27 protein-coding genes, 1 rRNA gene and 1 pseudogene are annotated in these 26,881 nt (G+C 36.6%); 19 read left to right on the top strand and 10 right to left on the bottom strand.

Annotated features, from left to right (window positions below; all coding sequences use genetic code 11):
- The 6 genes from rrf to AC13DP_RS07615 form a co-directional block, all read left to right on the top strand.
- A 5S ribosomal RNA gene (rrf, locus tag AC13DP_RS07640) occupies window positions 1-88 on the top strand; the annotation flags it as partial.
- Between the two features lie 449 nt (window positions 89-537).
- Complete coding sequence (locus tag AC13DP_RS07635) at window positions 538-993, top strand: hypothetical protein (RefSeq protein ID WP_483067494.1); 456 nt, start codon at window positions 538-540, stop codon at window positions 991-993.
- 399 nt (window positions 994-1,392) lie between these two features.
- Complete coding sequence (locus tag AC13DP_RS07630) at window positions 1,393-1,899, top strand: RNA polymerase sigma factor (protein WP_347407028.1); 507 nt, start codon at window positions 1,393-1,395, stop codon at window positions 1,897-1,899.
- Window positions 1,900-2,098: 199 nt separating this feature from the next.
- Window positions 2,099-2,968, top strand: coding sequence for a FecR family protein (locus AC13DP_RS07625; RefSeq protein ID WP_347407029.1), 870 nt, complete (start codon window positions 2,099-2,101; stop codon window positions 2,966-2,968).
- 226 nt (window positions 2,969-3,194) lie between these two features.
- Complete coding sequence (locus tag AC13DP_RS07620) at window positions 3,195-6,671, top strand: SusC/RagA family TonB-linked outer membrane protein (RefSeq protein WP_347407030.1); 3,477 nt, start codon at window positions 3,195-3,197, stop codon at window positions 6,669-6,671.
- Between the two features lie 11 nt (window positions 6,672-6,682).
- A complete protein-coding gene (locus AC13DP_RS07615; protein WP_347407031.1) occupies window positions 6,683-8,419 on the top strand; it encodes a RagB/SusD family nutrient uptake outer membrane protein in 1,737 nt (578 codons plus the stop codon).
- A gap of 391 nt (window positions 8,420-8,810) precedes the next feature.
- On the opposite strand, the gene AC13DP_RS07610 is transcribed toward AC13DP_RS07615, so the two are convergent.
- A complete protein-coding gene (locus AC13DP_RS07610) occupies window positions 8,811-9,929 on the bottom strand; it encodes a WD40/YVTN/BNR-like repeat-containing protein (protein ID WP_347407032.1) in 1,119 nt (372 codons plus the stop codon).
- Window positions 9,930-10,215: 286 nt separating this feature from the next.
- Between AC13DP_RS07610 and AC13DP_RS07605 the strand changes: the two genes are divergently transcribed.
- The 8 genes and pseudogenes from AC13DP_RS07605 (at window position 10,216) to AC13DP_RS07570 (ending at window position 14,850) form a co-directional block, all read left to right on the top strand.
- Window positions 10,216-10,461 (top strand): AbrB/MazE/SpoVT family DNA-binding domain-containing protein, encoded by a 246-nt coding sequence (locus AC13DP_RS07605; protein WP_347407033.1) that lies wholly within the window; start codon window positions 10,216-10,218, stop codon window positions 10,459-10,461.
- Window positions 10,452-10,775, top strand: a complete 324-nt coding sequence (locus tag AC13DP_RS07600) for a type II toxin-antitoxin system PemK/MazF family toxin (protein WP_347407034.1) — start codon at window positions 10,452-10,454, stop codon at window positions 10,773-10,775. Before AC13DP_RS07605 ends, AC13DP_RS07600 begins: the two co-directional genes overlap by 10 nt.
- Window positions 10,776-10,919: 144 nt before the next feature.
- Window positions 10,920-11,288, top strand: a complete 369-nt coding sequence (locus tag AC13DP_RS07595; RefSeq protein WP_347407035.1) for a hypothetical protein — start codon at window positions 10,920-10,922, stop codon at window positions 11,286-11,288.
- 32 nt (window positions 11,289-11,320) lie between these two features.
- Complete coding sequence (locus tag AC13DP_RS07590; protein ID WP_347407036.1) at window positions 11,321-11,587, top strand: hypothetical protein; 267 nt, start codon at window positions 11,321-11,323, stop codon at window positions 11,585-11,587.
- Window positions 11,588-12,027: 440 nt separating this feature from the next.
- Window positions 12,028-12,786: pseudogene (locus AC13DP_RS07585) on the top strand (helix-turn-helix transcriptional regulator).
- A 3-nt stretch (window positions 12,787-12,789) separates the two neighbouring features.
- A complete protein-coding gene (locus tag AC13DP_RS07580; RefSeq protein WP_347407037.1) occupies window positions 12,790-13,110 on the top strand; it encodes a GyrI-like domain-containing protein in 321 nt (106 codons plus the stop codon).
- 145 nt (window positions 13,111-13,255) lie between these two features.
- On the top strand, window positions 13,256-13,627 hold the full coding sequence (locus AC13DP_RS07575; RefSeq protein ID WP_347407038.1) for a DUF1801 domain-containing protein: 372 nt from the start codon (window positions 13,256-13,258) through the stop codon (window positions 13,625-13,627).
- Window positions 13,628-14,268: 641 nt separating this feature from the next.
- A complete protein-coding gene (locus AC13DP_RS07570) occupies window positions 14,269-14,850 on the top strand; it encodes a hypothetical protein (protein ID WP_347407039.1) in 582 nt (193 codons plus the stop codon).
- 70 nt (window positions 14,851-14,920) lie between these two features.
- Here the strand turns inward: AC13DP_RS07570 and AC13DP_RS07565 are convergent, their stop codons facing one another.
- Window positions 14,921-15,295 carry a winged helix-turn-helix transcriptional regulator gene (locus AC13DP_RS07565; RefSeq protein WP_347407040.1) on the bottom strand — a complete coding sequence of 125 codons (375 nt, stop codon included), beginning with the start codon at window positions 15,293-15,295 and terminating at the stop codon, window positions 14,921-14,923.
- Between the two features lie 93 nt (window positions 15,296-15,388).
- Here AC13DP_RS07565 and AC13DP_RS07560 point away from each other — a divergent pair, with 93 nt between their 5' ends.
- The 3 genes from AC13DP_RS07560 (at window position 15,389) to AC13DP_RS07550 (ending at window position 17,333) form a co-directional block, all read left to right on the top strand.
- Complete coding sequence (locus AC13DP_RS07560) at window positions 15,389-15,934, top strand: NAD(P)H-dependent oxidoreductase (protein WP_347407041.1); 546 nt, start codon at window positions 15,389-15,391, stop codon at window positions 15,932-15,934.
- A gap of 347 nt (window positions 15,935-16,281) precedes the next feature.
- Complete coding sequence (locus tag AC13DP_RS07555) at window positions 16,282-16,851, top strand: Crp/Fnr family transcriptional regulator (RefSeq protein ID WP_347407042.1); 570 nt, start codon at window positions 16,282-16,284, stop codon at window positions 16,849-16,851.
- A 68-nt stretch (window positions 16,852-16,919) separates the two neighbouring features.
- Complete coding sequence (locus AC13DP_RS07550; protein WP_347407043.1) at window positions 16,920-17,333, top strand: VOC family protein; 414 nt, start codon at window positions 16,920-16,922, stop codon at window positions 17,331-17,333.
- Between the two features lie 49 nt (window positions 17,334-17,382).
- Here AC13DP_RS07550 and AC13DP_RS07545 read toward each other — a convergent pair whose 3' ends face one another.
- From AC13DP_RS07545 to AC13DP_RS07525, 5 genes are all read right to left on the bottom strand, one after another.
- Window positions 17,383-17,841, bottom strand: coding sequence for a carboxymuconolactone decarboxylase family protein (locus AC13DP_RS07545; protein ID WP_228251889.1), 459 nt, complete (start codon window positions 17,839-17,841; stop codon window positions 17,383-17,385).
- A complete protein-coding gene (locus AC13DP_RS07540; protein ID WP_347407044.1) occupies window positions 17,825-18,262 on the bottom strand; it encodes a GNAT family N-acetyltransferase in 438 nt (145 codons plus the stop codon). The genes AC13DP_RS07545 and AC13DP_RS07540 overlap by 17 nt, the downstream gene beginning before the upstream one ends.
- A 7-nt stretch (window positions 18,263-18,269) precedes the next feature.
- Complete coding sequence (locus AC13DP_RS07535; protein WP_347407045.1) at window positions 18,270-18,734, bottom strand: DUF1097 domain-containing protein; 465 nt, start codon at window positions 18,732-18,734, stop codon at window positions 18,270-18,272.
- A 61-nt stretch (window positions 18,735-18,795) separates the two neighbouring features.
- Entirely contained in the window at window positions 18,796-19,371 is a 576-nt protein-coding gene (locus AC13DP_RS07530; RefSeq protein WP_347407046.1) for a Crp/Fnr family transcriptional regulator, read from the bottom strand.
- A gap of 18 nt (window positions 19,372-19,389) precedes the next feature.
- The gene (locus tag AC13DP_RS07525; protein ID WP_188459944.1) at window positions 19,390-19,749 is read right to left on the bottom strand and encodes a winged helix-turn-helix transcriptional regulator; all 360 of its coding nucleotides are present in this window, start codon (window positions 19,747-19,749) and stop codon (window positions 19,390-19,392) included.
- A 97-nt stretch (window positions 19,750-19,846) separates the two neighbouring features.
- Here AC13DP_RS07525 and AC13DP_RS07520 point away from each other — a divergent pair, with 97 nt between their 5' ends.
- Both AC13DP_RS07520 and AC13DP_RS07515 read left to right on the top strand, forming a co-directional pair.
- Complete coding sequence (locus AC13DP_RS07520; RefSeq protein ID WP_347407047.1) at window positions 19,847-20,839, top strand: alpha/beta hydrolase; 993 nt, start codon at window positions 19,847-19,849, stop codon at window positions 20,837-20,839.
- A 1-nt stretch (window position 20,840) separates the two neighbouring features.
- Window positions 20,841-21,992 (top strand): MFS transporter, encoded by a 1,152-nt coding sequence (locus AC13DP_RS07515; RefSeq protein WP_347407048.1) that lies wholly within the window; start codon window positions 20,841-20,843, stop codon window positions 21,990-21,992.
- A 302-nt stretch (window positions 21,993-22,294) separates the two neighbouring features.
- Here the strand turns inward: AC13DP_RS07515 and AC13DP_RS07510 are convergent, their stop codons facing one another.
- The 3 genes from AC13DP_RS07510 to AC13DP_RS07500 are packed head-to-tail and all read right to left on the bottom strand — an operon-like array spanning window position 22,295 to window position 26,838.
- On the bottom strand, window positions 22,295-24,013 hold the full coding sequence (locus AC13DP_RS07510) for an ABC transporter ATP-binding protein (RefSeq protein ID WP_347407049.1): 1,719 nt from the start codon (window positions 24,011-24,013) through the stop codon (window positions 22,295-22,297).
- A 10-nt stretch (window positions 24,014-24,023) separates the two neighbouring features.
- Entirely contained in the window at window positions 24,024-24,755 is a 732-nt protein-coding gene (locus tag AC13DP_RS07505) for a DUF6796 family protein (RefSeq protein ID WP_347407050.1), read from the bottom strand.
- 1 nt (window position 24,756) lies between these two features.
- The gene (locus AC13DP_RS07500) at window positions 24,757-26,838 is read right to left on the bottom strand and encodes an SIP domain-containing protein (RefSeq protein ID WP_347407051.1); all 2,082 of its coding nucleotides are present in this window, start codon (window positions 26,836-26,838) and stop codon (window positions 24,757-24,759) included.
- Window positions 26,839-26,881: the final 43 nt, after the last annotated feature.

The raw sequence follows: 26,881 nt of genomic DNA, 5'->3' as shown, positions 1-26,881 counted from the left end.
CTCACCTCTTCCCATTCCGAACAGAGCAGTTAAGCCCGTTAGCGCAGATGGTACTACTATCTTGTGGGAGAGTATGTCGCCGCCTTGCTTTTTTAAAACCCTTACCAAATATGGTAAGGGTTTTTTGTTATATAAGATTGGGTAGTCTATATAGAACCTACAGAAACCTAGGAAAAATAATATCTTTTACTATTCCTTCCCCGATTCTACAGCCTTATTTCGCCTAAAACAATGTAAAGCAGCAGGAATAGTGATATTTCCACGTTTATACTTTCTTTTCTCCCAATAGGGCTCTCCAGGCTATTATATAGGAAAATTAAAGTTGTTTAAATAAACCCGATATATGTTTTGATTTTTTTCTGCGTTATGATAATGTAGATTTTATTTCGGTTATAATCAAAGAAGGCCATTGATGCTTTCTCCATACAACAATATATTTTTGGATGAATTGTATGATATTGTTTATAATTGAAATTTTCAATAGACTATTGTTTGGGCATTCGGGTGGTGGAGAGAAATATCAAAAAATTATCTAAATTGAATAGGTTATCAAAAATAGGGTGGATTATAGGCCTAATCGCAATTATATTTGTTGCAATATATATCTGGAGACTGGTCGGGAAACCTTATTACAGAATTAGCCTGATGGCAACTGAATATATTGAAAATGCTGATCAATTAAGCTATGCTAATGAACATCTTGAAGATAATCTAATATTGATTAAAAAGTACATGTATTCAAAAGATGTAATGTTAATAGGTTTTGGGGGTGGAGGTAGCCGAACTGATGATTATTTTTCCTATGGACTTACTAATAGTAATAAAGATATTCTAATAGAACCTGAATATCAGTTTATATCTTCAAAAGTAAATTCAGATAATGAGGTGATCATATATGGACTTCCCTATATTGTTAAAGGAAACGAAAAAATGATGTTTTATAAAATTGAAAATGGAAAACTTAAAGAGATACCTGAAAAAGATAGTTGGTAGTAAAGCTTTGAGTTAGAATTTAAATCACTTTGATTGGCTTGAGAGATAAAATTATCATAGTCTAATGGATTCCATTCATTTTCAAGATCATCTATAGGATGATTTTTTTGTTTACTGGTAGATATAACTCGACTCATAATTATAAGTTGTTTCTAGTACTTATGTAAGGAACAAATTTGGTTCTTATAAAAGGAAATCCATACATGTAATTCACATATAGTATCTCTGATAATTAGTGTGGAATTTCTAAAAGATCTGATCTTTTAGAAACATAAATAATAAAACCATGCTAAACAGTAATTCTTCACTTACTTATAACAGTAATTTTAGTATTATATAATATGGCTTAAATTAAAACTTTGTGGATTCCATTTAAATTTGAGGCTTAAAAAATCAAAGATGAATTTGCTTTCAGATTTTAAGAAAGGAAAAAAAGCGGCCTTAAAGCAAATATATCTTCAGTATCATCAAAATGTTTACGCTCTTGCATTAAATTTTACTAAAGATGTGCAACGAGCAGAAGATTTTGTTCATGATGTTTTTTTAAGATTTTGGGAACAGCGAAGGAAACTTTCTGAAGATCATAATATCGAATCTCAACTCATTAGAACTGCTAAGTTTTATATCATTAATCAACTAAAAAGTAATAAGTGGGAAGTGGCTTGTAATGCACAGAAGTCCGAGAACATTTCACAAGAAATTGACATTGAAAATAACGAAAATCAATTACATAGTTTAAATAAAGCCATCAAAAAATTACCTCAGCACTGTCGTGAAATCTTCATCATGCACAAATTAGAAGGGCTTACCCAAAAAGAAGTCGCAGACTATTTAAATATTTCAGTAAAAACGGTCGAAAATCAGATAGCCAAGGCGATTTCAGAGCTAAAAAGGCATTTGATTTAAGAGCAGAGTCCTTCCTTATTTGATTTGTTGATAATTGAATTTTAAGACGCACTTTGTTTAAGCGTAACGTTTTGATTTCGAGTTGAAATCGAAAGAAGTCCAATTTTTAAATTATCAGGGAGTAAAGGAAGTGTTACCAAAATATTAAGGCGTAGGGGATTTCATTTTTCTATTTGAATACTAAATAGAATAGCATAAAATGAAAAATAAAACAGAAAAGTTTTTTTCTGAAGGAAACTTCGATAAGCTTATTAATAACGCCTGGGATAAACCGGTTAATCCCAATTCGATAAAATTGTGGCAAAGAATTGATAAATCTACCACAAATTCCAATTACACTATTTGGAAATCTATTGCCGCCATTTTTGTTATTGCATTTTTAACCGCCATCAGCCTTACTCTTTTTAATATAAATACAACATCAAAACTTGTTGTAGTAAATAATGACGGCATGACGCCAAAAGAGATACTACTGGAAGATGGATCAAAAGTGTTTTTAAATCGTAATAGTGGTGTTACATATAGTCCTGAAAACTCAAGAATGCTTAACCTAACAGGAGAAGCTTATTTTGAAATTAAAAAAGATAAAAACCACCCGTTTACAGTAAATACAAGGGAATTAACTCTCAGTGTTTTAGGTACTTCTTTTAATGTAAATGCATATAAAAATACTAATGAGACTATTATTTCCTTAGTATCAGGAAAATTAAAAGTAAGCAGTGTGCAAAATGGCGAAAAAATTTTATCACCAGGGGAGGAACTCATTTATAATAATAGAAGTAAGAAAGTGAGTGTGAATAGTTTTAATGTTAATACAGTACTTGCCTGGAGATCTTCTTTGATTAAGTGCGAAAATACCGGTCTGGATTTTTTACTGGATCGTCTAGAAAATTATTACGCCATAGAAATTAATAATAAAACAGATTATGCTAATTGTAAGATATCAGGTGAATTTAGGAGTGATTTAAGTTTGGATGAGATTATGGAAATTATCTCATTTTCCCACAATATCGAGTTTTTATCATTAAAAGAAAATGAATACAAAATTAAAGGTGAAATATGTGAATAGAAAGTAATATAAAATGGGGATAATCTCGGCCAAGACTATCCCCGGCAATTATTAAAAATAACTATTAATAATAGATGACAAAACTATAAAAATACCTGAAAATTAACTGATAATAATTCTTAAAAGCACAAAAAAATGAAAATATGATCTAAACACTACGCCCGGCAATTATAGATCCCGGCCAGGATCTGCAAAAAGTAACTATTAATAATGAATAACTAGTAAAATGAATACAATAAAAAGACGTTGCCGATTTTTAACGACAACAATTTTTATGCTGACTATCTATGCTATAGGAACTCAGCAATTAAAAGCACATTCCAATAAATCCAGTAACCTGGATGAAGTGATCCAACTCTTAGCCAGAAATTATGGAAGTATCAATTTCGTATATAATACAAAGGCTTTTAAAGAAGTAGTTGTTTCCGATTTCTCTCCAACGAACAATGGCATTGAAAATGAGTTACACCAACTGCAACAACTTGTTCCTCTCTCTTACATTAAAAAAAGATTTACCATTGCTCTTAAGCTTAATAAAGAAATAGAGCAAGAGCGAATTATAACAGGTACCGTGACCGATAGTGATAATCTGCCAATACCGGGAGCAAGTGTTTTTGTGCAGGACACTAATATAGGAACTGCAACAGACTTTGAAGGAAATTTTACATTGGAGGTTCCAGAAGATGCCAGGTCACTAAGTGTTACTTACATGGGATATAAAAAGCAAATTGTAAATATCGAAAATCGAACAGAAATTGATATTATTTTACAAACAGATGCTGCAAGTCTTGAAGAAGTAGTTCTAGTTGGATATGGGCAGACCAGCCGTGAAACTTTAGTTGATGCGGTAAGCAAAGTGGATGCTGAACAAATTCAGCAACGTCCAATAGCCGATGTCTCCGCCGGATTACAAGGATTAAGTCCTGGTTTGAATGTAACACAAAGCAGTGGTGATCCAGCTGCCAAACCAAGAATAAATATTCGGGGATTTACATCGATAAACGGAGGAGAACCTCTTGTGATTATCGATGGTGTAGAAGGAGATATTAATAACCTCAATCCAAATGATATTGAATCGATAAGTGTTTTAAAAGATGCGGGAGCTTCAGCTATTTATGGTGCCCGTGGCGCTTTTGGAGTAGTACTTATTAGCACAAAAAATCCCAAAACAGGAAATTTAACGGTAAGTGTGGATGCTACCACCGCATGGAACTCTCCTACTGTAAATACCGATTTTTTAACCGATCCTTATAAAGCGGTAATGTTGGTAGACGAATCGTTTCGTACGGCAGTAGGTAGAAGTTACACAGGTTATAACGAGGAAGATTATCAAAACATTTATGAGGTATCACAAGATCCTTCCTTAGCCCGTGTAGAAACCGATATTCGTAATGGTAGAGAGCAATATATTTATTATGGACATACCGATTGGTGGAATTATTTTTTCAGGGATAGTTATCCTACACAAATTTATAATGTTTCAGTTTCTGGAGGATCTGATAAAATAAAGGGATTTTTTTCCTACCGTAATTACAATAGTGAAGGGATTCTAAAAGTTCAAGACGATCATTATAAAATTTACAATCTACGTGGTAAGCTGGAAATGAAAATTAACGACTGGATCAGTTTCACTAATAACATGCAATACAATAGTTCTAACGACCTAAAACATGGTGGTAGCCAGTATGGATGGGGAGATCAATTTAATGGTAATATCTATGTACATGGTTTGCCATCGTACATGCCGCAAAATCCAGATGGTACGGCGACCTGGAGAACAGAACTTAATAATTATACCATTGGTGACGGTGCCTATGCATCTTTACTTTACGGTAAAGCAAAACAGGAAACAGAAGAAGGAGAATTCTCTAACATTGCTACTTTAAAACTGAATCCTGTAAAAGGCTTAGATGTCACCGCTAGTTATGCCTATCGAAGAACGAATTATAATCGCTATCGGCGATCTGTAAATATACCGTATTCAATTTATCCCGGAGAAGTTAATACGATGGGAACCGATCAATTGACTGAGTATAATACACGATTTAAATATGATGCTTTTAATATTTATGGTGATTACCATCATCAAATTGGCGATCACAGCTTAAAAGCAACTTTAGGTTTTAATCAGGAGTCTTTTTATACCAAAAGCACTACTGCAAGCAAACAAAATAGCATTTCAGACGATTTAAATTCTTTAGGTCTTGCTACCAGCAACCCTGAAGCTTTAGGAAGTGCGGCAGAGTGGGCTTTACAAGGAGTGTTTTATAGATTATCTTATGATTATAAAGATAAATATTTATTAGAGGTAAATGGTCGTTATGACGGAACTTCAAGATTTCCCGAAGAAGAACGCTGGGGTTTTTTCCCTTCCGTGTCGGGTGGTTGGTTAATTAATAAAGAAAATTTCTTTTCTAGTTTAACCGATACTTTCAACCTGGTTAAGTTAAGAGCTTCCTATGGTTCTCTTGGTAATCAAGAAGTAGCGAATTATGCGTATATACCTACATTGAGGAAGAATATTGACGGTAACTTTGCCCTAAACGGCAGAACTTTAGATTATATCGCAGCACCGGGATTAAACCCTCGCGAAATTTCATGGGAAGAAGTAAAAACAATTGATGTTGGAACAGACATTGCGCTCTTTAATAATGATGTAAATATCACTTTCGACTGGTTTCAGAGAAATACTAAAGGAATGCTCACCCAGGGAGCAACTTTACCCAGCGTTTTAGGAACCGGTTCACCGCAGGAAAACGCAGCAGATTTAAGAGCACGTGGTTTCGAACTTAGTATAGGCTACCATCATAGTTTTGAGGTAGCCAAATCTCCTTTAAATTTCGGAATTGAGGGGAATTTATCCAATTCAGTCACTGAAATAACAAAATTCGATAATCCAAACAACAGTTTATTAGATTATTACGAAGGGATGACCATTGGAGAACTTTGGGGATATCATGTAGATGGATTATTTCAAACTCAAGATGAAATCACAGGTCACGCTGATCAAACCCGTGTTTCCAATCGTATTATTGCTAATGGAGGATTACAACTCGGTGATGTTCGTTATGTAGATTTAAATGGGGATGGTGTTATCGATGAAGGTGAAAATACCCTTCAGGATTCAGGCGATCGCAGAAAAATAGGAAATACAGCTCCGCAGTACTTATACAGTTTTAGAGTAAATGCAGCCTGGAAAGGTTTTGATGTTTCGGCTTTTTTTCAGGGAGTAGGAAAGCAGGACTGGTATCCTAACGGAGATTCAAGAATTTTTTGGGCAATGTATAATCGACCCTACGATACATTTATTCGTAAAGATTTGGTAAATAATATCTGGTCTCCAGATAATAGGGAGGCTTATTTTCCGAGATTATTTGGATATATCGCATTATCAGATAGTGATGCCTTAGGAGCTGTTAACGACAGATATTTACAAAGTGTCGCTTACTTAAGACTAAAGAACTTAAGCCTTGGATATACTATCCCAAAAAGGATTACAGAAAAATTTAATATCAGTAAGTTTAGGATTTATTTTAGCGGAGAAAATCTTTTCACCTTTACTTCTCTAACCGATTATATCGATCCTGAAGCAGCTAGTAACTCCGTAAACCTAAATCAGCCTTCTACTTCTGCAAACCGAAGTACCGCGCAAACAGTTCCCTTTAACGAAACCTATTCGGTTGGCTTATCACTTCAATTTTAAAAACAATGACGATGAAAAATATAAAAATAATCTTCATCCTGCTTTTAGCTGTATTAACAGGTTGTAGCGATGATCTTTTAAATAAAGAACCTTTATCCGATGTCACTGAAGATAACTTTTTTACTAAAGCAAGTGATTTACAATTATACACTAATGGGTTTTACAGATTGTTGCCCAGTACATCTATCTATAACGGAGATACCAGAGCAGGTAATATTTTGGAGACCACTTTAAGTGAAGAAATGCGTAGTGCCAGAACCATTCCAACTACTGGCGGTGGCTGGGATTGGGGATATCTTAGGGATATCAACTACTTTCTTGAAAATTATCAACGTGGTGATAATGCATCGGCAATTGCGCATTATGGTGGAGTAGCTCGTTTTTTTAGAGCCTATTTTTACTTTGATAAGTTAAAGCGATTTGGCGAAGTACCATATTACGATTACACGATAGATCCGGATGACGAAGAAAGTTTGCAGAAACCAAGAGATAGTCGCCAGTTTATTGTAGAAAAAATTCTGGAAGATCTTGATGTCGCTATAGAAAATTTAAATCAAGATCAGCAATTGTATACGGTAACTAAATATACCGCTCTGGCCTTAAAATCAAGAGTAGGACTTTATGAAGGTACTTACGAAAAATACAGGAACATCAGCGGTTACGAAACTTATTTAGAAGCATCAATAGAAGCTTCGGAAGAGCTGATGAATAATTCACCTTATAAAGTATTTAGTTCCGGAAATCCAAGCTCAGATTATCTAAATCTTTTTAATTCGCATGACGCGGTTGGTACTGAAGTTATTTTTGCTCGAGAATTTAACACTGCGCTTGATGTAGATCATAATGTGAATTATTATACGACAACCTCATCTTACGGAAGACCGGGGATGCCTAAAGATTTGGTAAATACGTATCTAAATGCCGATGGAAGTAGGTTCACGGATCGGCCAGATTATAATCAGGTTTTTTTTACAGAAGAGGTGGCTAATCGCGATCCAAGATTATCGCAAACTATTCGAACTCCCGGTTATACACGTAAGGGACAAACACAGGAATTACCACCTAATTTAGGCGCCACAGTTACAGGATATCAAATTATTAAATACGTTACAGAGCCCCAGTACGATACCAATGATCAGTCCATTACAGATTTGCCAATTTTTAGATTTGGAGAAATTGTATTGAATTTTGCTGAAGCTAAAGCTGAATTGGGAACAGTGTCGCAAACAGATATAGATAATTCCATAAATGTACTAAGAAATCGTGTTGCTATGCCACATATAACTATTAACGCAGCGAACAATGATCCAGATCCGTATATGCAAAATCAATATCCGCAGGTAAAGGGAAATAATGCAGGTTTATTGCTTGAAATTAGAAGAGAGCGGAGAATAGAGTTATATATGGAAAACTTCTTCTGGGATGACATGGTTCGCTGGAAAGCGGGACAGTTTATAACAAGACCTTTACGTGGATTATATGTTCCCGGTCCCGGAGAATACGATTTTGATGGGGATGGTGATACAGATGTAGTGTTTTATAAGGATGACGCTCCAGGCAATCAGATAGAGGGGATTCAATACTTAAAATTAGACTCTGATGTTTTTTTAAGTGAAAATAATCTTATCGATCCACAACCTAATTTTAATAACAGAAGTTTTAATGAAAATAAGGATTATTTGTATCCAATTCCACGAATCGAGTTGCAGTTAAATCCAAACCTGGAGCAAAACCCCGGTTGGGAATAACTTGAAAAGATGAAAAATATTAGGTTTAGAGGTTTACTTTTTGCATTTGCAATAAACGCAAAGGAGAAAACACTAACAAAATGATTTCAGATAAAGAAGAGAAACAAATAATAGGTGCAAAATCGAAGACTGAAAGAGAGATAAGACGGATCAAGCTATGAAATTAATGGTTTAATGGAAGAGAGCCCAGTGAAGATTTAGATCTATTACATTTTTTCAGGGAGATAGCTATTAAAAGTACCTATTGACTAGCTTAATTTAGGGAATGATACATTATATAAGCATCATTCCCTTTTTTTCAATCAAATTGGATGGTTTTTTGGAAGAATTTTTTACTATACAATTGGCTGATCATAATGATTTAAAAACCAAAAACTCTTTACAACTTCCATTAAACCTTAATCTTATACAATTTATCCCGGTCTAATAGAAACACATTGTCGTTGAGCAAGAAAAGCCCGTATGCATCAAAGACAAAGGTTTGCCCTTTGGCCGAAAGAAAAGGTGAGATTTTTCCTTCTTTATCGATAGAAAAAATAGGCGCTTTATTTTTTTCATCCTGAAAACTTTCAGCAGTCGTTAATAGCAATCGTTGATCTTTGGTATATTCCAAGTTCGAAATATTGGCGCCGCTTCCTAAAACGGTGGTATCCATTTGTTCCCAGGTTTTGCCTCCGTCGGTGGTTTTTAAAAGCAAGCCTTGTAAGCCAGAAATATAGCCTTCTTTTTTAGTTACAAAAGCGATAGAATTCAAGGATTCTCCTCCTTTTCCATTGCGAAGCTGGCTCCAATCCTTGCCTTCATTACTGCTTTCATAAACATTTCCTGTAAAAGAGAGAAGCCTAATGGTATTATCGGGAAAAATAAAGACATCGCTTAGCGGGACTTCATCAGCTTGTAACCCATTAAGCTTGACTTTTTTCCAGTGCGCGCCTTTATCTGTGGTTTTCAGGACGAGTGGCTTTCCGTTGTTATCACCAACGATAATCCCAAAACCGCTGGGAGAAAACTTTATTTTATAAAATTTAGGATGGCGTAAGGCGTATTTGCTTTCGCCCAGCGTATTAACATCAAAAGCTTCCCATTCGGTATTTAAATCGTCATTTCTAAAAATATAGCGGGAAGCGCCCACGGCATAAAATTGATTTTCGTAAATCGCGGTGCTGTAAAAGGCATTGGCAAAACCGGAAAAGGAAAAGCCTTTCCAATGCTTTCCGCCGTCTTGGGTGGAGCGCAGGCGTAGCCGGGTGCCGCCGGCGATAATGCCTTCTTTATCGTTGCGAAAACTAACGCTGTTGTAAAACTGAAATCCGGTATTTTCTACCGCGTGCAATACCTTGACGGTGTTGCCGGTCACCTCGTTTTTAAATTGTTCCTGCTCGGGGAAACTTACGGGTATCGTGTCAATTTCCACATTAAGCGCACTCACGGGCTGGTACTTTTGCTGCGCGATACCGGGTAAACTAAAAAGGAGGGCGACAAGGGTCCCGAGGCTTGGTCTTGTTTTCATAGTTTTATTTCTTCAACATAGCATTAGGCTAACGTGGGCAAAGGTATTTGATTATGTGGAACGGCTATTTTTTTGGGAGAGGTTTTTTTGATGGGCTGTTTTTTTCTTTTAAGGGAAACCGTAATGGGGATTGAGGATTTTTGGTATATTTATTATTGGACTAAAATGGATATCACGTAAGGCTTGTAGGGGTATGGCTAGGTTTATAGTAGTACTTCTACAGAGAAAGTTTAATTTTGAAATTCTACAAAAAGTAATAACTTTGTATTTACAAAAAATCAAAATTATGGAAGCTTCAATTATTAAAATCGGTAATTCTAAAGGATTACGCTTAAGTAAGACCATTCTTGAAAAATACCATATAAAAGATAAGGTAGAACTCATTTTAGAAAAAGGTCAAATTATACTTCGACCAATTGATTCTCCAAGAAAAAACTGGGAAGAAAAATTTAAAAAAATGACCGAAAACGAAGATGATCAACTTTTAATGAATGATGTGTTTGATGATGAAAATTTTGAGGAATGGATGTAAATCAATATGATATAGTTCTAGTTAATCTAGATCCAACCGTTGGAAGCGAAATCAAGAAAACAAGACCTTGCGTAATCATTTCTCCGAATGAAATGAATAAATACTTAAGGACGATTATAGTGGCTCCAATGACAACAAATACAAAAAAATATCCGACAAGAATTCTGGTAAAATCCAATGGGAAAAATGGAATGATTGCGATAGATCAAGTTAGAACAATTGATAAACAAAGAATTGTAAAAGTCTTTGAATCATTGTCAAATTCCGATATTAAAAAATGCAAAAAAGTGCTTAAAGAAACATTGGTGGACTAAGTACTAATGCTAATAATAATTATCGCAAATAGCGGTTATATTTAAAAAAGAATAATTGTAGAAACCAGGAAAGCAAACAATTAAACCTACAACTCCGCGTCCCAACTCCTGAAAGTTGATATAGCCGAGACCGCTAGAAAGTATATGAAAAAAGTATTCGGAATATTATTTACAATTTGCCTTTGGTTGTTTAGTTGTTCTAAAAAAGCAGACAATACAGACCATAAAAGCGACCTATCGAATTACCACTTTAATGGAAAAGTAAAATCTGTAAAATCGGAACTCTTCAATCTAATTATTGAGAAAGACACTTTTAAAATTGGAGAAAAAATAAATTCACTTGCATTTGATCGAAATTCTCTGCTTGAATTTAATGAACTCGGAAACCTGACTTCAGTAAAAGAGTTTCTTTACAACGGCAAAGTAATTAAAGAAGACATCTATACTTATGATAAAAATGACCTATTAATTAAAAGAAAGGAAATTGACAATTACGGTAAAGGTTCGTTTTAGACTTTGAATTTAAATATGATTCTAAAGACATCTTGACTAGCGTTTTAATATCTAGTGATGGATGTAAAAGAACTCTAAAAATTGAGCGAGATAGTAATAATCGACCAATAGAAAGAAATCTATACAATGAAAATGGGGATTTAATTAAAAAAATGGTTAAGACCAATGACGGAAAAACTAATGATGTTTGGAGTTATGATTTTAAATATGATTCAGAAAATAATTGGATAGAAAAAATTGAATTTAAAAACAATAAACCGTTGAGAATTGTAAGACGGAAAATAGAATATTATAAATAAAAAACGTTGCCTAACAAAGAAAACCTTTGTACAAGCTATAATTCCTAGAAATTCTCATCCCAATCAATCGCTTAAAGCGATTTTTCTCTTTAAACAGGACTTTGGTTACATAAAAGTATTCATCCTGGACGTTCAATTTTATCAAAAACACGAATGCATTATTCCCGGCCTACTTTTTAGTTCCGTAGTAAAACAAATCAATTCCGGAGCTTAGGGTGTGGAGGATGGCCTACCCAGCGTATTGCCATCCGAAGAATAAGGAGTTTTGATAGTTTTTATCATTTTGGGGCATTGAGTGAGTTTTCATAGAAAATTTATATCGAAATGCTCCCAAAACCAATAAGCAACAGTGAGCTAAAAAGAAAGGAAGACGTTAAGAGGTTTGTATCACAGGTTTTTGATTAATTTTATAAATCTGTTAGCCACAAGCTCAAAAACCGATGGAAAAAGAAAAACCAAGACTAGCAAGATTAACAGCGATCCTCACCCAATTACAATCAAAACGGATGGTGACCGCAAAAGAAATTGCAAAACATAATGTGAGTGTGAGAACGGTTTATCGGGATATTAGAACGCTTGAAAAATCGGGAATTCCCATTGTGATCGAAGAAGGAAAAGGCTATACGCTGATGGATGGCTATAGAATTCCACCGGTGATGTTTACCCAAGATGATGCGAATGCCTTAATCACAGCCGAACAACTGATTCGAAAAAATAAAGACCAATCCTTGACCGAACAGTACGAAAGTGCGGTAACCAAAATTAAGTCGGTTTTAAAATACACCCAAAAAGAAAAAACAGAACTACTTACCGACAGAATCCAGGTTCGGAACAATCTTGAAAATAAAAAAACAAGCAATTACCTCATACAACTGCAATCGGCGATATCGAATTATCAAATTCTAAAAATGGATTATCGATCGTTGGAAGACAAGCAAAGTCAACGAGAAATTGAGCCCTTTGCCTTGTAGACTACTCAGGACAATTGGGTACTTATCGCCTTTTGCAAATTAAGAACTGATTTTAGAGCCTTCCGTTTGGATTGCATTCAAAAAATAGAAATCCAGGAGAATCATTTTGAACCACATCAAATGACTTTGCAGGAATATCTTGAAAAATGTAAAGAAAAATATCGAAACACCCCTGACACACCTTTGACGCAAGATCAATCTACTTTTGCAGTAAATCATAAAATTTAAAAAATGCAAACTGTAAAAATTGAACCTTTTCATATTATTGGGATTTCGATTAGAACCACCAACGAAAACGGACAAGCCAGCAAAGAAATAGCTGAACTTTGGAGCAAGTTGATGTCTGAGAACATTCAGGAAAAAATCCCAAATAAAGTTGATCAAGAAATTTATTCACTTTATACCGACTATGAAAGCGATTATACAAAAACCTATACCGCAATCTTAGGCTGTAAAGTTGAAAACTTGAATACTATTCCGAACGGGATGGTTGGTAAATCAGTTGACGGAGGAACATACCTAAAAATTACAGCCAAAGGAGACTTGATGTAAGGTATGATTGTGAATCAATGGTCGGAAATATTTAAAATGGAATTAGACAGAACCTATGATGCCGACTTTGAGATTTTTGGTAAAAAAGCGCAAAATCCTTCAGCTGCTGAAGTAGATTTTTATGTGGGGATAAACCAAGAAACCAATGGGTAAATTAATAGTAAAAACAGACCCAAGAGTAAATGAAGTTTTTGCGAATTATCCCGACTTTGTTCGGGATAAAATGCAACAGCTGCGTGAATGGGTCATTGAAACAGCAGAAGATACCGAAGGAATAAGCCTTTTGGAAGAAACGCTGAAATGGGGAGAACCCAGTTTTGTGACCAAAAACGGCAGTACGTTGCGAATGGATTGGAAGGAAAAAACACCCCACCAATATGCCATGTATTTTCAATGTACCAGTAGATTGGTAGATACATTCAGGTTAGTTTTTGATCAAAAATTTCAATACGAAGGAAAACGAGCCATCATCTTTCAATGCAACCAGCAAATCCCTGAAGTAGAAGTAAAAGAATAAATAAAAGCATCTTTGATCTATCACAAGGTAAAAGACCAGCTTACCTTAGGGATTTAAAAATAATCCTATAAAGTGTTGAAAAAGACCTTGAAGATGAGACCCTGAATCAGGCCCGCCTCGCCGGCAGGCAGGTTCAGAGTGACGACGGATTATGATAATCCATTCCCGGCCTACTTTTTAGTTCCGAAGGAAAACAAAACAATTCCTCAGCGGTGGGAGAAGAGAATGGTCTAGCGTAGCGGTTGCCATCCACAGGATCAGGAGTTGTTGTAGTTTTTATCATTTTGGGGCATTGAGTGAATTTTCGTAAAAAATTTATATCGAAATGTCACTAAAGTAAAATTCTTTATATCCATAATTTTTACAGGATATGTGACGTTAAATATCAAAGGTTTTTAGTTCGTTTTATAAAAGAAATAAAACGAATATGTTGATACTAATAAGCCCACAAACCACTAAATTTTGAAAAAGCTCCTTCACGGCATTATCTTCCTTCTTTTAACTGTTATTACCAAATAGGCGGTATAATATATCTTATTTCAATTGTACTTATTAAGTCAACAGCACACAAAAAGCTGATAAAACGGCTAGGGGTATTTATAGCACTTTACCTCATCGCCACCTTTTTGATTGTTCCGAATGTGGCTCCAATTTTTGGCCGTGAAAAAATCAAAGAAACCGAATTTTTAAAAGCACATTCCATATTTTATAAACTGGCCAATAGAAATTATGTACGGCCGGAACTAAATAAAACCCTCGCACAGATAGCCAGTGAATTTGGACAACAGCATAACGGAATAAAAATGGTTTATTTAGATGCCAATTTTCCATTCATTGATAAATTTCCGCTTTTACCTCATTTAAGTCATAATGACGGAAAGAAAATAGATGTTTCGTTAATCTATGAAAATCCTAACGGACAACTAACCAATAGAAAACCATCAGTTAGCGGATATGGTGTTTATGAAAGTCCGAAACCTAAGGAATATAACCAAACTACAGTTTGTAAAAAAGGGGGGTATTGGCAATACGATTTTCCTAAGTATTTAACTTTAGGAAAGATTAATAAAGACATTCAATTTTCAGAAAACGGAACACGAAATTTGGTGGATCTCATTTTGAAACAGCATACTATCGGAAAAATGTTTATCGAGCCACATTTAAAAACGCGATTTCATCTCGCGAATGAAAAAATAAGGTTTCACGGCTGTCAGGCATTATGACACGATGACCATATACATTTCCAATTGAAATAGAAGTTAGACCACAACAAAGAGATTTGCTTAGTTGTTTTTAATCCGCATCGACAAATTCTCCCTTTTTACTTACCACTTGATTGCCCCATTGGGTAATGGACTCCAATACCGGGATAAAAGATTTTCCGAAATCAGTTAACCCATAAACAACCTTAATCGGTGGTTTTTTGCCATATACTTTTCGGGAGACCAATCCGTCTTTTTCCAGTTGCTTTAGTTGCAAGCTTAGTGTCATTTCGGTAACCGTACCCATTTCCCTGCGGAGTTCGCTAAACCTTTTGTTAGCATCCATCAAGTGGTATAAAATAACCGCTTTCCATTTTCCGCCCACCAAATCCATTGTTAGACTTACTGAACACGGATAAATTTTCCCGTTCACTTTTATGTAATCGCCTTTACATTCTTCTTTCATCGCTATTTAATTTCCAGCTATCCAAATCGATAGGTATTGTAAATATAACGCACTAAAAGTAGTTTAGCAACTCAACTAATGATAGGATAGATTATGGCATTAATTATTTTAGGACATCCCAATTATAAAAACTCCTTCGCCAACAAAACGGTAATCGAAGAATTGCAGAAATGGGATTTAACTATTGAAATCAGGAACATTCACCACTTATATCCGGACTACAAAATAGATATAAAATCAGAGCAGGAAGCACTGTTAAAGCACCAAACTATTGTGTTTCAATATCCATTTTACTGGTACAATATGCCCGCCATTTTAAAACTTTGGTTCGATGAGGTTTTTGCATATCAATTTGCTTATGGTTCCCAAGGCGACAAACTAAAAGGTAAAAATTTTGTCCCGAGTTTTACTGTTGGCTCATCAGAAAACAGCTACAATGTTTTAGGGTTTCAGCATTTTCGGGTGTACGAGTTTTGCAAAAACCTGGAGCAAACCGCCTTGTTTGCCCAAATGAATTATATTGATCCCATTTACTTTCATGGAGCGTCACTGGTGGCCGGTTATACCGAAACCGACATCAAAAACAACGCAAAAGAACATGCCCGAAAACTAATAAAACGCTTAGCTGAATTGGAATAGACGCAAACGGTTTTTGCATAAAAGCTTAAATTCATGAATTGATTAACTGTATTTGCCATCCGCGGGATAAGGAGTAGGTGTAGTTTTTAAGGATGTAAAAATATGCCTAGCCTTTCCTGTCCAAGGCAGGCGGTTTTGTTTGCTTGTCCTGAGCCTTTGTTGAAGGGTGCGCAATGCTAACCTACAAGGTAGGTTTAGGAGCCCTAAAACCAAGACTCAACAGTGAGCTAAAAAAGAAAGGAGGGATGTTGAATGTTTTATGTCACAGGTTTTTTTGACTAGTTTTAGACTATAAAAACACCAGATTCATCACCGGCATCTGGTGTCTTAGAGAGAAACTGAAAATAATGAATAATCTACTAAGCTATATTTGTTCTTTAACCCCCTTTTCAGAGGAAGATTGGGAATATTTAAAACCTGCTTTAACTAAGAGAACATTTGCCAGGAATGAGTTGCTCTTACGGGAAGGGGAAGTCTGCGGCTCACTTTTTTATATAGATGCGGGCTATTGCAAAAGTTATTATGAAATAGATGGAAACATAAAAAACACCGAATTATTCTTTGAGAATGAAATAGCAACTAATGTTACTAGTTTTGGTAGCGGATTAGAGTCAAAATATAACATCATAGCCTGTGAACCGCTAATTACTATTGTATTTAACAAAGATAAATTATTTGGGCTATCAAAACAGCACCCTAAAATCGAAAATTTAGGACGAATTTGTTTGCGCCAGTTTGCCGTAAAGCAGGAAGAATTTTTAGCAATTTTTAAGCTTTATAGCCCAAAAGAGCGACTGGAATATATAGAAACCCATCACCCACATATTGTACAAAGAGTTTCACTTACCCAATTAGCTTCATTTCTTGGTGTCACAAGAGAGACCCTAAGCAGAATACGCAATAGAAGGATTTCCTGATTTTGTGACAAATGTCTCAGCTTAATTAAACAATTAAGCGCCACTTTTGACTAAACAAAAATGTTGATATGATGCTACAAAAAATTAGTGATAATAATAATGTGCTCACATGGTTTGAAATCCCGGTTTTAGATACTACTAGAGCTAAAAAGTTTTATGAGACTATATTTGATATAGTAATGACCACTAAAACTTTTACAGAAACAAATGAGGAACTAACTTTCTTTCCTTACGATCCCAATGTTAAACAAGCACTGTCAGGGAGAGTTACCGGTGTTTTATCGAAATCAAAAGACAGAACGCCAACAGAAAAGGGAATATTTATATATATAAATGCCAGTCCCCATATTCAGGTTGTTATTGATAAAGTTGAAAAAGCAGGAGGGAAAGTTCTTATTCCTAAGACTGAAGCACCTTTCGGGCTGTTTTCAATTATACTAGATACCGAAGGAAACCGGATTGGCTTGCATGCTGAAGAATAAAAATGAGTTAGGGTTAAATTTTCCCCTCCAAAGCTGATTTTTTATCTTTTTAATTAGGGTGAATCAATTTTGTGGAAACGGCCACCCTATTTAAAAAATTCATATGATTGATGGCGATAATGAGCTGTGCGATTTCATTACCACTGAATAACGTACTTATCTTCCCATAGGTATGGTCGCTAAGCCCTGCCTCATTTATTTTAGTAATCTCTTCGGTGAGCTGTAATACGGCTCTTTCTTTTTCAGAAAACAACGGACTTTCCTGCCAGGCGGATAAGGCGAATATCCTACGTTCAGTTTCACCCAATTTTAACGCGTCTTTTGTATGCAAATCAATACAAAAAGCGCATTTGTTGATTTGAGAGGTTCTGATTTTAATGAGTTCCCTAAGTTGTTTATCTAAAGAAGTCCTGGCTAAAAATTGTTCTATTTCAATAATTAATTTCCAGCATTCAGGCTCCAGTTCTTTAATGTTGATGCGATGTTGTGAGTTAAAAGTTGAAGACATAATGTTTAAATTTTGTGTTATTAAATCCGATTTTATGATAAAGTTGTTGTGCTTTTTTATTGTCATTTCCTGTCAAAAGCCAAACTTGTTGGCGATGGGTTGCTTTGGAAAATTCCAAAACGCTTGTTAGTAATTGAGAGGCCACGCCCAAACCCCGAAATTGTTCCGATACAAACAGATCGTTCAAAATCCATATTTCTTCTAATTTGATAGTCGAGAAAGAAGGGAAAAGCTGGGTGTAGCCTAGCAACTGGTCTTCCAGAACGGCTACAAAAATGACACTGTCCTCCTTATTCATTCGGTCATTCAGAAAGCTTTCTACTTCTTCAGGGTTTGATTCTTGTTTGTAGAACTTTCTGAATTCATTCATAAGAACCATCAGTGAGGTTATATCTAAATGTGTTGCTCTTCTTACAGTCATCTGAAGCTTATTTTTTAGCGGCTAATTTATTATGTAAAAAAGTATCAAGGGCAGCGATACAATAACCAAGCACCAGGGAAAGGATGAGGATAAAAAGTGATTGGACAGCGATTTCAAAACCCGAAGAAAACCAGGTGGTGAGTCCCAAAAAGTAGGCGGGAATGGTATTCAAACGTTTCAATTTTGAAATGTAGAAAACCCCGATCATAGCGATAAATACGGCTAAAGGAAATCCAAACGCTCCGATAAATGCTGAAAGACAAGCTCCCGTATATTGAATGAGCATCGCAATGAGGATTCCAAAAAGTTGTTGGATCAGAATGGTGAAGGCAGTTTTTAGGTTTGTGCCAAAAAGATGGTAGCTCACCCAGGCGATGAAGAGTACCCAGGGTGGTAATGCAAAATAGAAAGCTATAAAAATGGCTAAAGCTCCTGTACAACCTAAAGATAAGGCCTGTTTTAAATTGGTCATAGTAATCTTGTTTTGTGCGGACAAAGATTACCAGAAACAAGCAGCAAATTCTTAAACTGGTTTAAGAAAGCTCTTTTCTGCGGATTTCACTTAAATATTCAGGGGTGAAACCTAAAAATGAGGCGATAAGGTATTGGGGCACACGTTGAATGAATTCCGGAAAGTTATCTCTGAAGTGATAATATAAATCTTCCCGGGAATACTCATAAAGTAGTTTTATTCGGTATTGAGAAGCCGCATAAGCCCGTTGAAAGACCAAGTGGAAATATCGCTCCAGAACAGGAAATTCTTTAAGCAATGCTTCTTTAGCATCGGCACTTAGCACTTGTACTTCACTGGGTTCTACTGTGCGAATGGTGAAGTGGGATGTATTCTTCTTAGAAAAGGCAGAGAAGTCGGTAGTCCACCAGTTTTCCAGCGCAAAATCAATGGTTTGTTCCGTGCCGTTTTCTTTAGTGTACAATACCTGTAAACAACCTTTGTTCACAAAAAAGAGATTTTGACAGATAGCACCTTCTCTTAATAAGTCTTTTTTCTTTTTAAAGACCCTCGTTTCAAAAAAGGTATCCATCATGCCGAGGTTTGTATCCTTAATATCTATAAATTTTTCTATATGATTGATCAAAGCCGCTATCATACTACTTAAAATTTAATATCATTTTACCAGCTTTTTATGCTTGGCTCCCCAGCTGCTTAATTTTGACCAGATAGGAATCAATTCAATGGCGATTGGGGTGAGTTCATAATCTACTCTTGGTGGTACTTCTGCGTAAACTGTACGTTTCACCAATCCATCTTTTTCTAACTCCCGCAACTGTAAGGTGAGCATTCTTTCGGTAATGCCATCTATCGCATTGCGCAGCTCACTATAGCGCAACTTCCCGTTTTCAAGCTTACAAAGGATTAATAATTTCCATCTTCCACCAACCTTACAGACCGCATAGGTTAAGTCGCAACTTTCCATAATGTATTTTTCATTCAACAGATTGGTTGAGCTTTTCTTTCTTTTTCCCATAACAGACAAATTTGTATGTACCGAACATTTAGAACCCTATATGCAAAAATAGGGATAGCTACATAATTTTGTGCTATCAATTTTTAAAACAAAAAAAATGAAGAGATACACAACAATTCTTTTGCTTTTACTAGGCGTTTGGAAAGGCAAAGCACAAAAAGATGTAACGAATAAAACGTTTACTATGACCCCAGAAGTACAAAAGGTATTGAACTATATAAAAGCTATTGAAGTACCCGAAAATGAAAAACCCTGGATAACAGGGCGCTTATTTTACGAAAAAATGAATCCACTGGCAGGTAAAAAGGAGCAGGTATTTAAAATTGAGAACCGCATTATCACACTTAAAAAAGACACAGTGCCAGTTCGTATTTATCGTCCAAATAATCAGAAGGGCCTACCTATCATCATCTATTTTCACGGTGGATGGTTTAAAGGAGGAAGTCTGGAAACCCACGATTCCCCCCTACGTCAATTGGCAAATCTCTCCCAAGCCGTCATCATTTCAGTGGATTATCGTCTTGCCCCTGAACATCCATTTCCTGCCGGAATAGAGGATAGTTTTACTGTTGTGGAATGGGTTTTAATGAACAGCAAAGAATTGAATGTTGACAAAAACCAAATCACTATAATGGGAGATAGCGCGGGCGGTGCTATAGCCGCCACCGTTTCCAATAGATTTCCAAACGAAATTGCGAAACAAGTGCTCATATATCCTGCTACCGATAATAGCTTAAAAACCAATTCGTGGAATCTTTTTATGAACGGCCCTATTTTGAATATTGAAGAAGCTAAAGAGGCTTGGTCCTATTACTTACCAGATGAGAAAAACCACGAAAATCCAGATGCAATCCCTTTAAAAAGGGAAAGCTTCCCCAATCTTCCACCTACATTTATCGCAACGGCTCAATATGATCCGTTGCGGGATGAAGCCCTACTATATGCCGAAAAATTAATGAACAATAATGTTCCTGTAACCCAAAAAACCTACAGAAATATGATTCACGGCTTTTTTCAAATGGGCGCTTACCTCAAAGAGAGCAGAGAGCTGATGCAGGATATTGTCAATTTCATCAACGATTCAGAATAGTATGATGAGAAAATATGCATATATCGGTTGTCTGGGTTTTATAGGGGTAATCACTACGGAATTTGGAGTAATCGGAATCTTACCACAAATAGCAACCTACTATGAAATAAGTATTGATCGTGCCGGACTTTTACTAAGTGCTTTTGCCCTTGTCATCGCATTAACAGGCCCTTTTATGACCCTTTTTGCTTCTGGGTTTGACAGAAAGAAAGTAATGCTGCTTTCTATATTTTTGTTTGCTATTACGGGACTGGTTTCTTCCTTTTCCCCTCCGTTTTGGTGTTTGATGCTGGTCAGGGTTTTACCCGCATTTTTACAACCCGTTTATATAGCTACAGTCCTTTCAGTAGCGGTATCTCAGGGAGATAAAAATAATGAAAATGAATTAATGAGTATCGTTTTTAGCGGTGTGGCCATTGCGATGGTAACTACCGTTCCTTTTGCGACTTACATCGCCAGTATATGTTCCTGGGAATATTCGTTTTATATGCAATCGGCAATTAGTATCATCGCATTAATTGCGATATATGTTGGTTTATCCAGTATGCCTGTAAAGGAGAAGAAGTCGTATGGAAGTCAGTTAAAAATACTAAAACAACCTACTTTTATAGCAAGTACCGCAATGAATTTCTTTATGATTACCGCCTGGTTTTCTACCTACAGCTATTTTGCAGATTACCTAAACAAAGCTAAAAATATGAATCATACGATGGTCAGTTATATGATGCTTGTTTTTGGCATTATTGGTGTACTGGCGAATTGGACAGCCGGGAAAATGTTAGATAAAAACATTACCAAAACCACTGCTTTTTTCTTATCAGGAACCATTTTGATACCAATATTGCTGCATTTTTCAGGAGGTAATACGGGTGCTACAATTGTGGTGATAGGAATCTGGGGATTTTTATATTCTCCAAGTTTTTTAAATGCTTCTACCTATATGATTTCATCTGCACCCAAATCCTTAGAGTTTGCGAATAGCCTTGCCACCTCCTTCGGGAATTTAGGTATCAGCTTAGGAACTACCGCAGGCGGTTGGCTGATCGCTACAAAAAGTGTGGTATACCCCCCCTGGTTAACCTTGCTTTTTGGAGGGCTGGCTTTACTGATGATGGGTGTAAGAAGAGTGTTGGAACGAAAAAATTTTAAGTGAGAGTTACATTAAGGTGAAGAATTATAGTAACTAGCTTTCAAGAGTATCGATTTTCACCCATTTTGGGGGCATTGCAGTACAAATTTTCACAGAAAATTTGTACTGCAATGCCCCCAAATAAACTTCTTTACCAACATTTACTCAGCTTCCGCAATTTTCTTATTAGGAATCTAAAATTGGATTACACAATGCGTAATCATTTGTTGCTGACTTTCAGATGCCTATCATTGATTCTCACGTAATTGCTTAATGTAAATCAAATACAGGTTTAAACGTATTTTTCAAAACTGTATTTAAGCATCTTACACCTTCCATCCATTTGATTGTTGTTGGATATCCCACATTTTTCGATAAATACCATTCTTATTCAATAGTTGGGCGTGTGTTCCTCTTTCAGCAATTTCTCCATTCTCCAGGACTAATATATTATCGGCACGCATTATAGTCGCCAATTTATGGGCAATCACCACCACCGTTTTAGATTTTACCAACTCCTGAATGGCCTGCTGGATGAAAATCTCGTTTTCCGGATCCAGGCTTGCTGTAGCTTCATCCAACAGCACGATTGGAGCATCTTTAAGCAGTGCCCTGGCAATACTTATGCGTTGTTTTTGACCGCCCGAAAGTTTGCTGCCACCTTCGCCCACTCGCGTATGAAGGCTCTGGGGGAGTTCCCAGGCAAAACTGAGCACCTGGGCTTTTTCGGCAGCCTCAATGACCTCCGTTTCGGTAGCTTCGGGATTTCCTATTTTGATATTGTTGTAAATACTGTCATCAAATAAGTACACGTCCTGAAATACTTCACTGATCAGTTTGTAGAATTGTTCTTGAGGAATATCTTTTATGGGAATACCACCAATTTCGATCTTTCCTGAATTGACATCCCAAAAGCGGGCTATAAGAGCAGCGATGGTAGATTTTCCTGAACCGGAATGCCCCACCAGGGCAAGCATCGATTTTTCCGGTATATCGAAGCTAAGTCCCTGCACCGTAGGTTTATTGCGGTAGCCAAAACTGACCTCCTTAAAACAGATGTCAAATTTATCAGGCAGTTTAGCTGTTCCAGATGCCATAGTAGGGGCATCCAGCATTTCAATAATCCGTTTCAGGCTTTCATTCATATAACGTAGCGATAAATAATCGACCATCACCACTTTGAGTGGATGGTAAAGATGGTAGCCTAAAATTAAAAAGCTGATCAGCACTGGTATGGTGATCGTATTATCGCTTAGATAATGTAAGCCCAGAGCTACCATTGCCAGAAATGTAATTTCAAACACAATAAAAGCTGTTACTATAAAAGGACCCGGCACAGCTTCCATCCTGATGCTTTTTTGGCAAAGATCTTTAAGGGTATATTCCAATCCGGTGTGCTTTTTCCCTATCAGGGCATACGATTTTAAGTGACGTATACCTTGCACGTATTCCAAAAAGTTGGCTCCTACGGTATTCCGTGCAGCAATCTGCTTGTTTCCCAGACGACTCACCAGGTAGTTAGCGGCAAGTAAAAAGAGATAGGTAATGGGTAGAGCAGCTAAGAGACACAGGGCAAGCCTCCAATCATAAATGACTAAAAAAACCGAAAGTACAGTCGTTCCAAAAACAGCTGCTGCCAGATTACCTACACTATGCCCAAAAATACCTTCAAAATTCGCCACATCCTGCAAAACGATAGCAGCTACCTCACCCGGGTTCTTTTGCTTAAAATAACCAAGAGAGAATTTACGTAAACGATTTCCTAAGGTAATTCGCAGCTTTGTAGATAAGCCATACACCCATATATTGGTTTGTACCATCGATTTTGCTGCAATAAAAAACTGCAAGACTAACATTACGGCCATTACGCCTACCACCGTCCAAATTTTAGTGGTATTGGGATGTTCTGAAAATAATTCCCAAACAATAACGAGTACTATTCCCGAAGGTGCAGCAACAAAAATGCTGTGTAAAATCTCCCAAAAAAAGACCTTAAGTGTGGCTTTGGGATCCAGTTGACAAATGCGGTTTAAATTTCTGATCATAACTTTTTATTTAAATGGAAGTTGGGAGCCTAAATAGTTTTTTTCTGAAAAAAGTAAGCAGGAGTAGAAAGAATATCAGGTACGAAAGGTTAAAGCCTGCGGCAATTAACCAGTCCTTAAAAGTTGAAGCTGGTAAAATAGATTTGATGGGGGCTTGATAGATCGTAAGAAAAACAGGGCTAATAAAACCTACCCATCTGGGAAGTGTTGTTTTTCCCAGGAATACTAACACCGAAAATAGAAACCAACCTAACAGTAACACGATAATGGCCGTGCCCCAGGAGATGTACAACATTTGCATGAATCCGGCAGCAGTTTCAAGCAGATAAGGATGGGCAGCGACAGGGCTGTTATAAATGGATTTGAAAATTTCACCGGTATAAAAGAAAACAGCGTGGCCCAATGGCATCAAGAGTACACTTAGTAACAGGATAAAATAAGTAACCCAGACATACCATTTGGACCGATCTTTTACATACTGATAGGCCAGCCATACCCCCGGTAGGAACAAAATAGCGGTCATTGCCGCGATTAGCGCACCAAACATTAATCGTTGGGTAGAACCTTCCAGCATTAATACTGCAAACTCCACATCAACTTGATCTGCATAAGTTTCAGAAAAAATGGGATATTTTTCAGGTATGATCTCAAAACCAGCAATCGCAATATCACCAATTACCCAACATATAGAGGCCATAATGGCTGAAATAAACGACCATTTTATTTTTGTTTGATATTCCATTTTATTGTCTTTGGGTGTTTTTTATTTTCTCTACAAGAAATTCCGCATCTTCCTGGATGCCAAATACTAATCCTGATTTTTTCTTTCTTAACCACGGAAAACCGATGCAGTACAAATGTTCCGTGTTCATTATTCCATTACAGTGCGCTGGGCTTCCTGTATCGTTTAAAAGGGAAGGGCTCATATAAGAAAAATCATATCCAAAACCTGTCGCCCAAATAATGGAGGTGATTTCTGACTGCTTGATGTTAATTTCCTTTACTTCAGAAGCCGATGAATAGTCCACATCTGGGAAATCTGCTTCATCTTCTTCCGTGATTCCTGTATTCAGTTCAGGATGTTTAGAAAGGAATCCATCAATATTTTCTTTAATCGACTGCGAAGTATCATCAGCAAAACGAATATTTTCTTTTGCATTATCTGAGAAATGAAAGGCTTTTTTGTTAATACCTTTGAACGAACCTAAAATAGCAACTCCTAATTGATGTAAGGATTGATAACTAATGGTATGTCCAAAAACGCCCACTCCTGAACTTTGCGGTTGTTTATTCTGTAATTGTGGGGTTGATTTTACGTCTTGCGTCAAGGTATCTTGAATACCCATGATGTTCAGCCATTCCATAATATCCTTACCTCTGTAACGTCTGGGGGCACGAGGCACTTTACTGCTGGCCAAATACACTTTTTTTCCCGACAGCGCGATTTCTTCCGCTATCTGGCAGCCCGACTGTCCACCGCCTACAACCAGGGTTTTTCCGTCAGGTAATTGATTGGTTTTTTTATAGTCAGAAGCGTGCAGCTGTAGGATATTTTCGGGAATTTTCTGCGCCAGTTTTGGAAATTTTGGTTTGTTCATTATCCCAGAGGCAATCACCACGTAATCGGCTTTTACCTCAAGCCTTTTTCCTTGATTATCAGCAAATATGGTAAAGGAATCCTCTTGTTTTTTAAGCTGAATAACTTGGTGTGCTTCTGCTATTGGTAATTTAAATTGTTGAACATACTTGTTTAAATAAGCGATAAATTCATTTTTGGTCATAAACTGTTGACTTGTCGCTTTGGGTAATGGCATTTCTGGTAGTGCGGTCATCCAGTTTGGGGTATTCATTTTAAATGAATCCCAACGTTGGGAAACCCAGGAAGAACCAATCACATTTTTTTCCAGCACTATATGTTTGATGCCCGATTTTTGGAGGTAATAACTTGTGGCTAATCCCGCTTGTCCTGCGCCAATAATAGCAACTTTATAATATGGGTCTGTAGTTGTCATTTTGCTCATTGAGTACTCTTCTGTTTCCTGATGTCTTGCTGTCATAGATTTATCTTCCGTCATTCCCGCTTTCCAATACGAGTAGGCGTACAGGTCTTCTCGTTGCCAGCCTTTTTCTTTGCGGAGGTAATTACGAATTTCCTTTACGGAAGAAAATTCTGCAGCGACATAACCAAAATGTGGTGCGGGTGGTAAACTTTGCTGTTTTACTACTTCTGCCAGTCTACTCCCTTTTTGAGGATGTTTATTGTACAGCCAGGTAAAATGAGCATTCGCATTCGATTTCAATGGCTGTTCATCTTCAGGCCCGTGAACTTCGATGATACAAGTGGCGTTGGTCGTTTTTGGTAGATCTTCTAAAATAGCTGCCAGAACGGGAAGTCCTGTGGCATCTCCTATGAGGAGATAATTTTCAGTTTTTGGATAAAGTTCAGTTTTTCCATCCCGCATTAACACCCCCAGCAGGTCACCGGGTTGCGCATTTATCGCCCAGGCAGAAGCCGGACCTTCTTCCCCGTGTGCTATAAAATCGATCCAAATTTCATTGTTTTTGAGGTCTATACCGCGATGGGTATAGGTTCTCACAATAGGGCGTATAGCATCGGGTTGCGGTTTCCATTGCATTTTTTCATAATCAAATTCAGGAAAATGGATTCGATCAATTCCCTTTGGCGGAATAAGTATTTTATTATTGACCCCAATCGTAGTATTTGCAAACAAAGGGACTTTCTCCCCGGTAAGAAATACGCGTATATAGTGCGGGCTGAGGTATTCTTTTCTTTTGACTGTAAGTTCTGCCTGAATTGTTTTCATGTGTATATAGTTTGTTTTTTAATGCCACATGGAATGTCTGATA

Source organism: Zunongwangia sp. L-65, from assembly GCF_056859415.1.
Note: the sequence above shows the minus strand (reverse complement) of the source record. Positions and strands in the feature narration are given on the sequence as shown.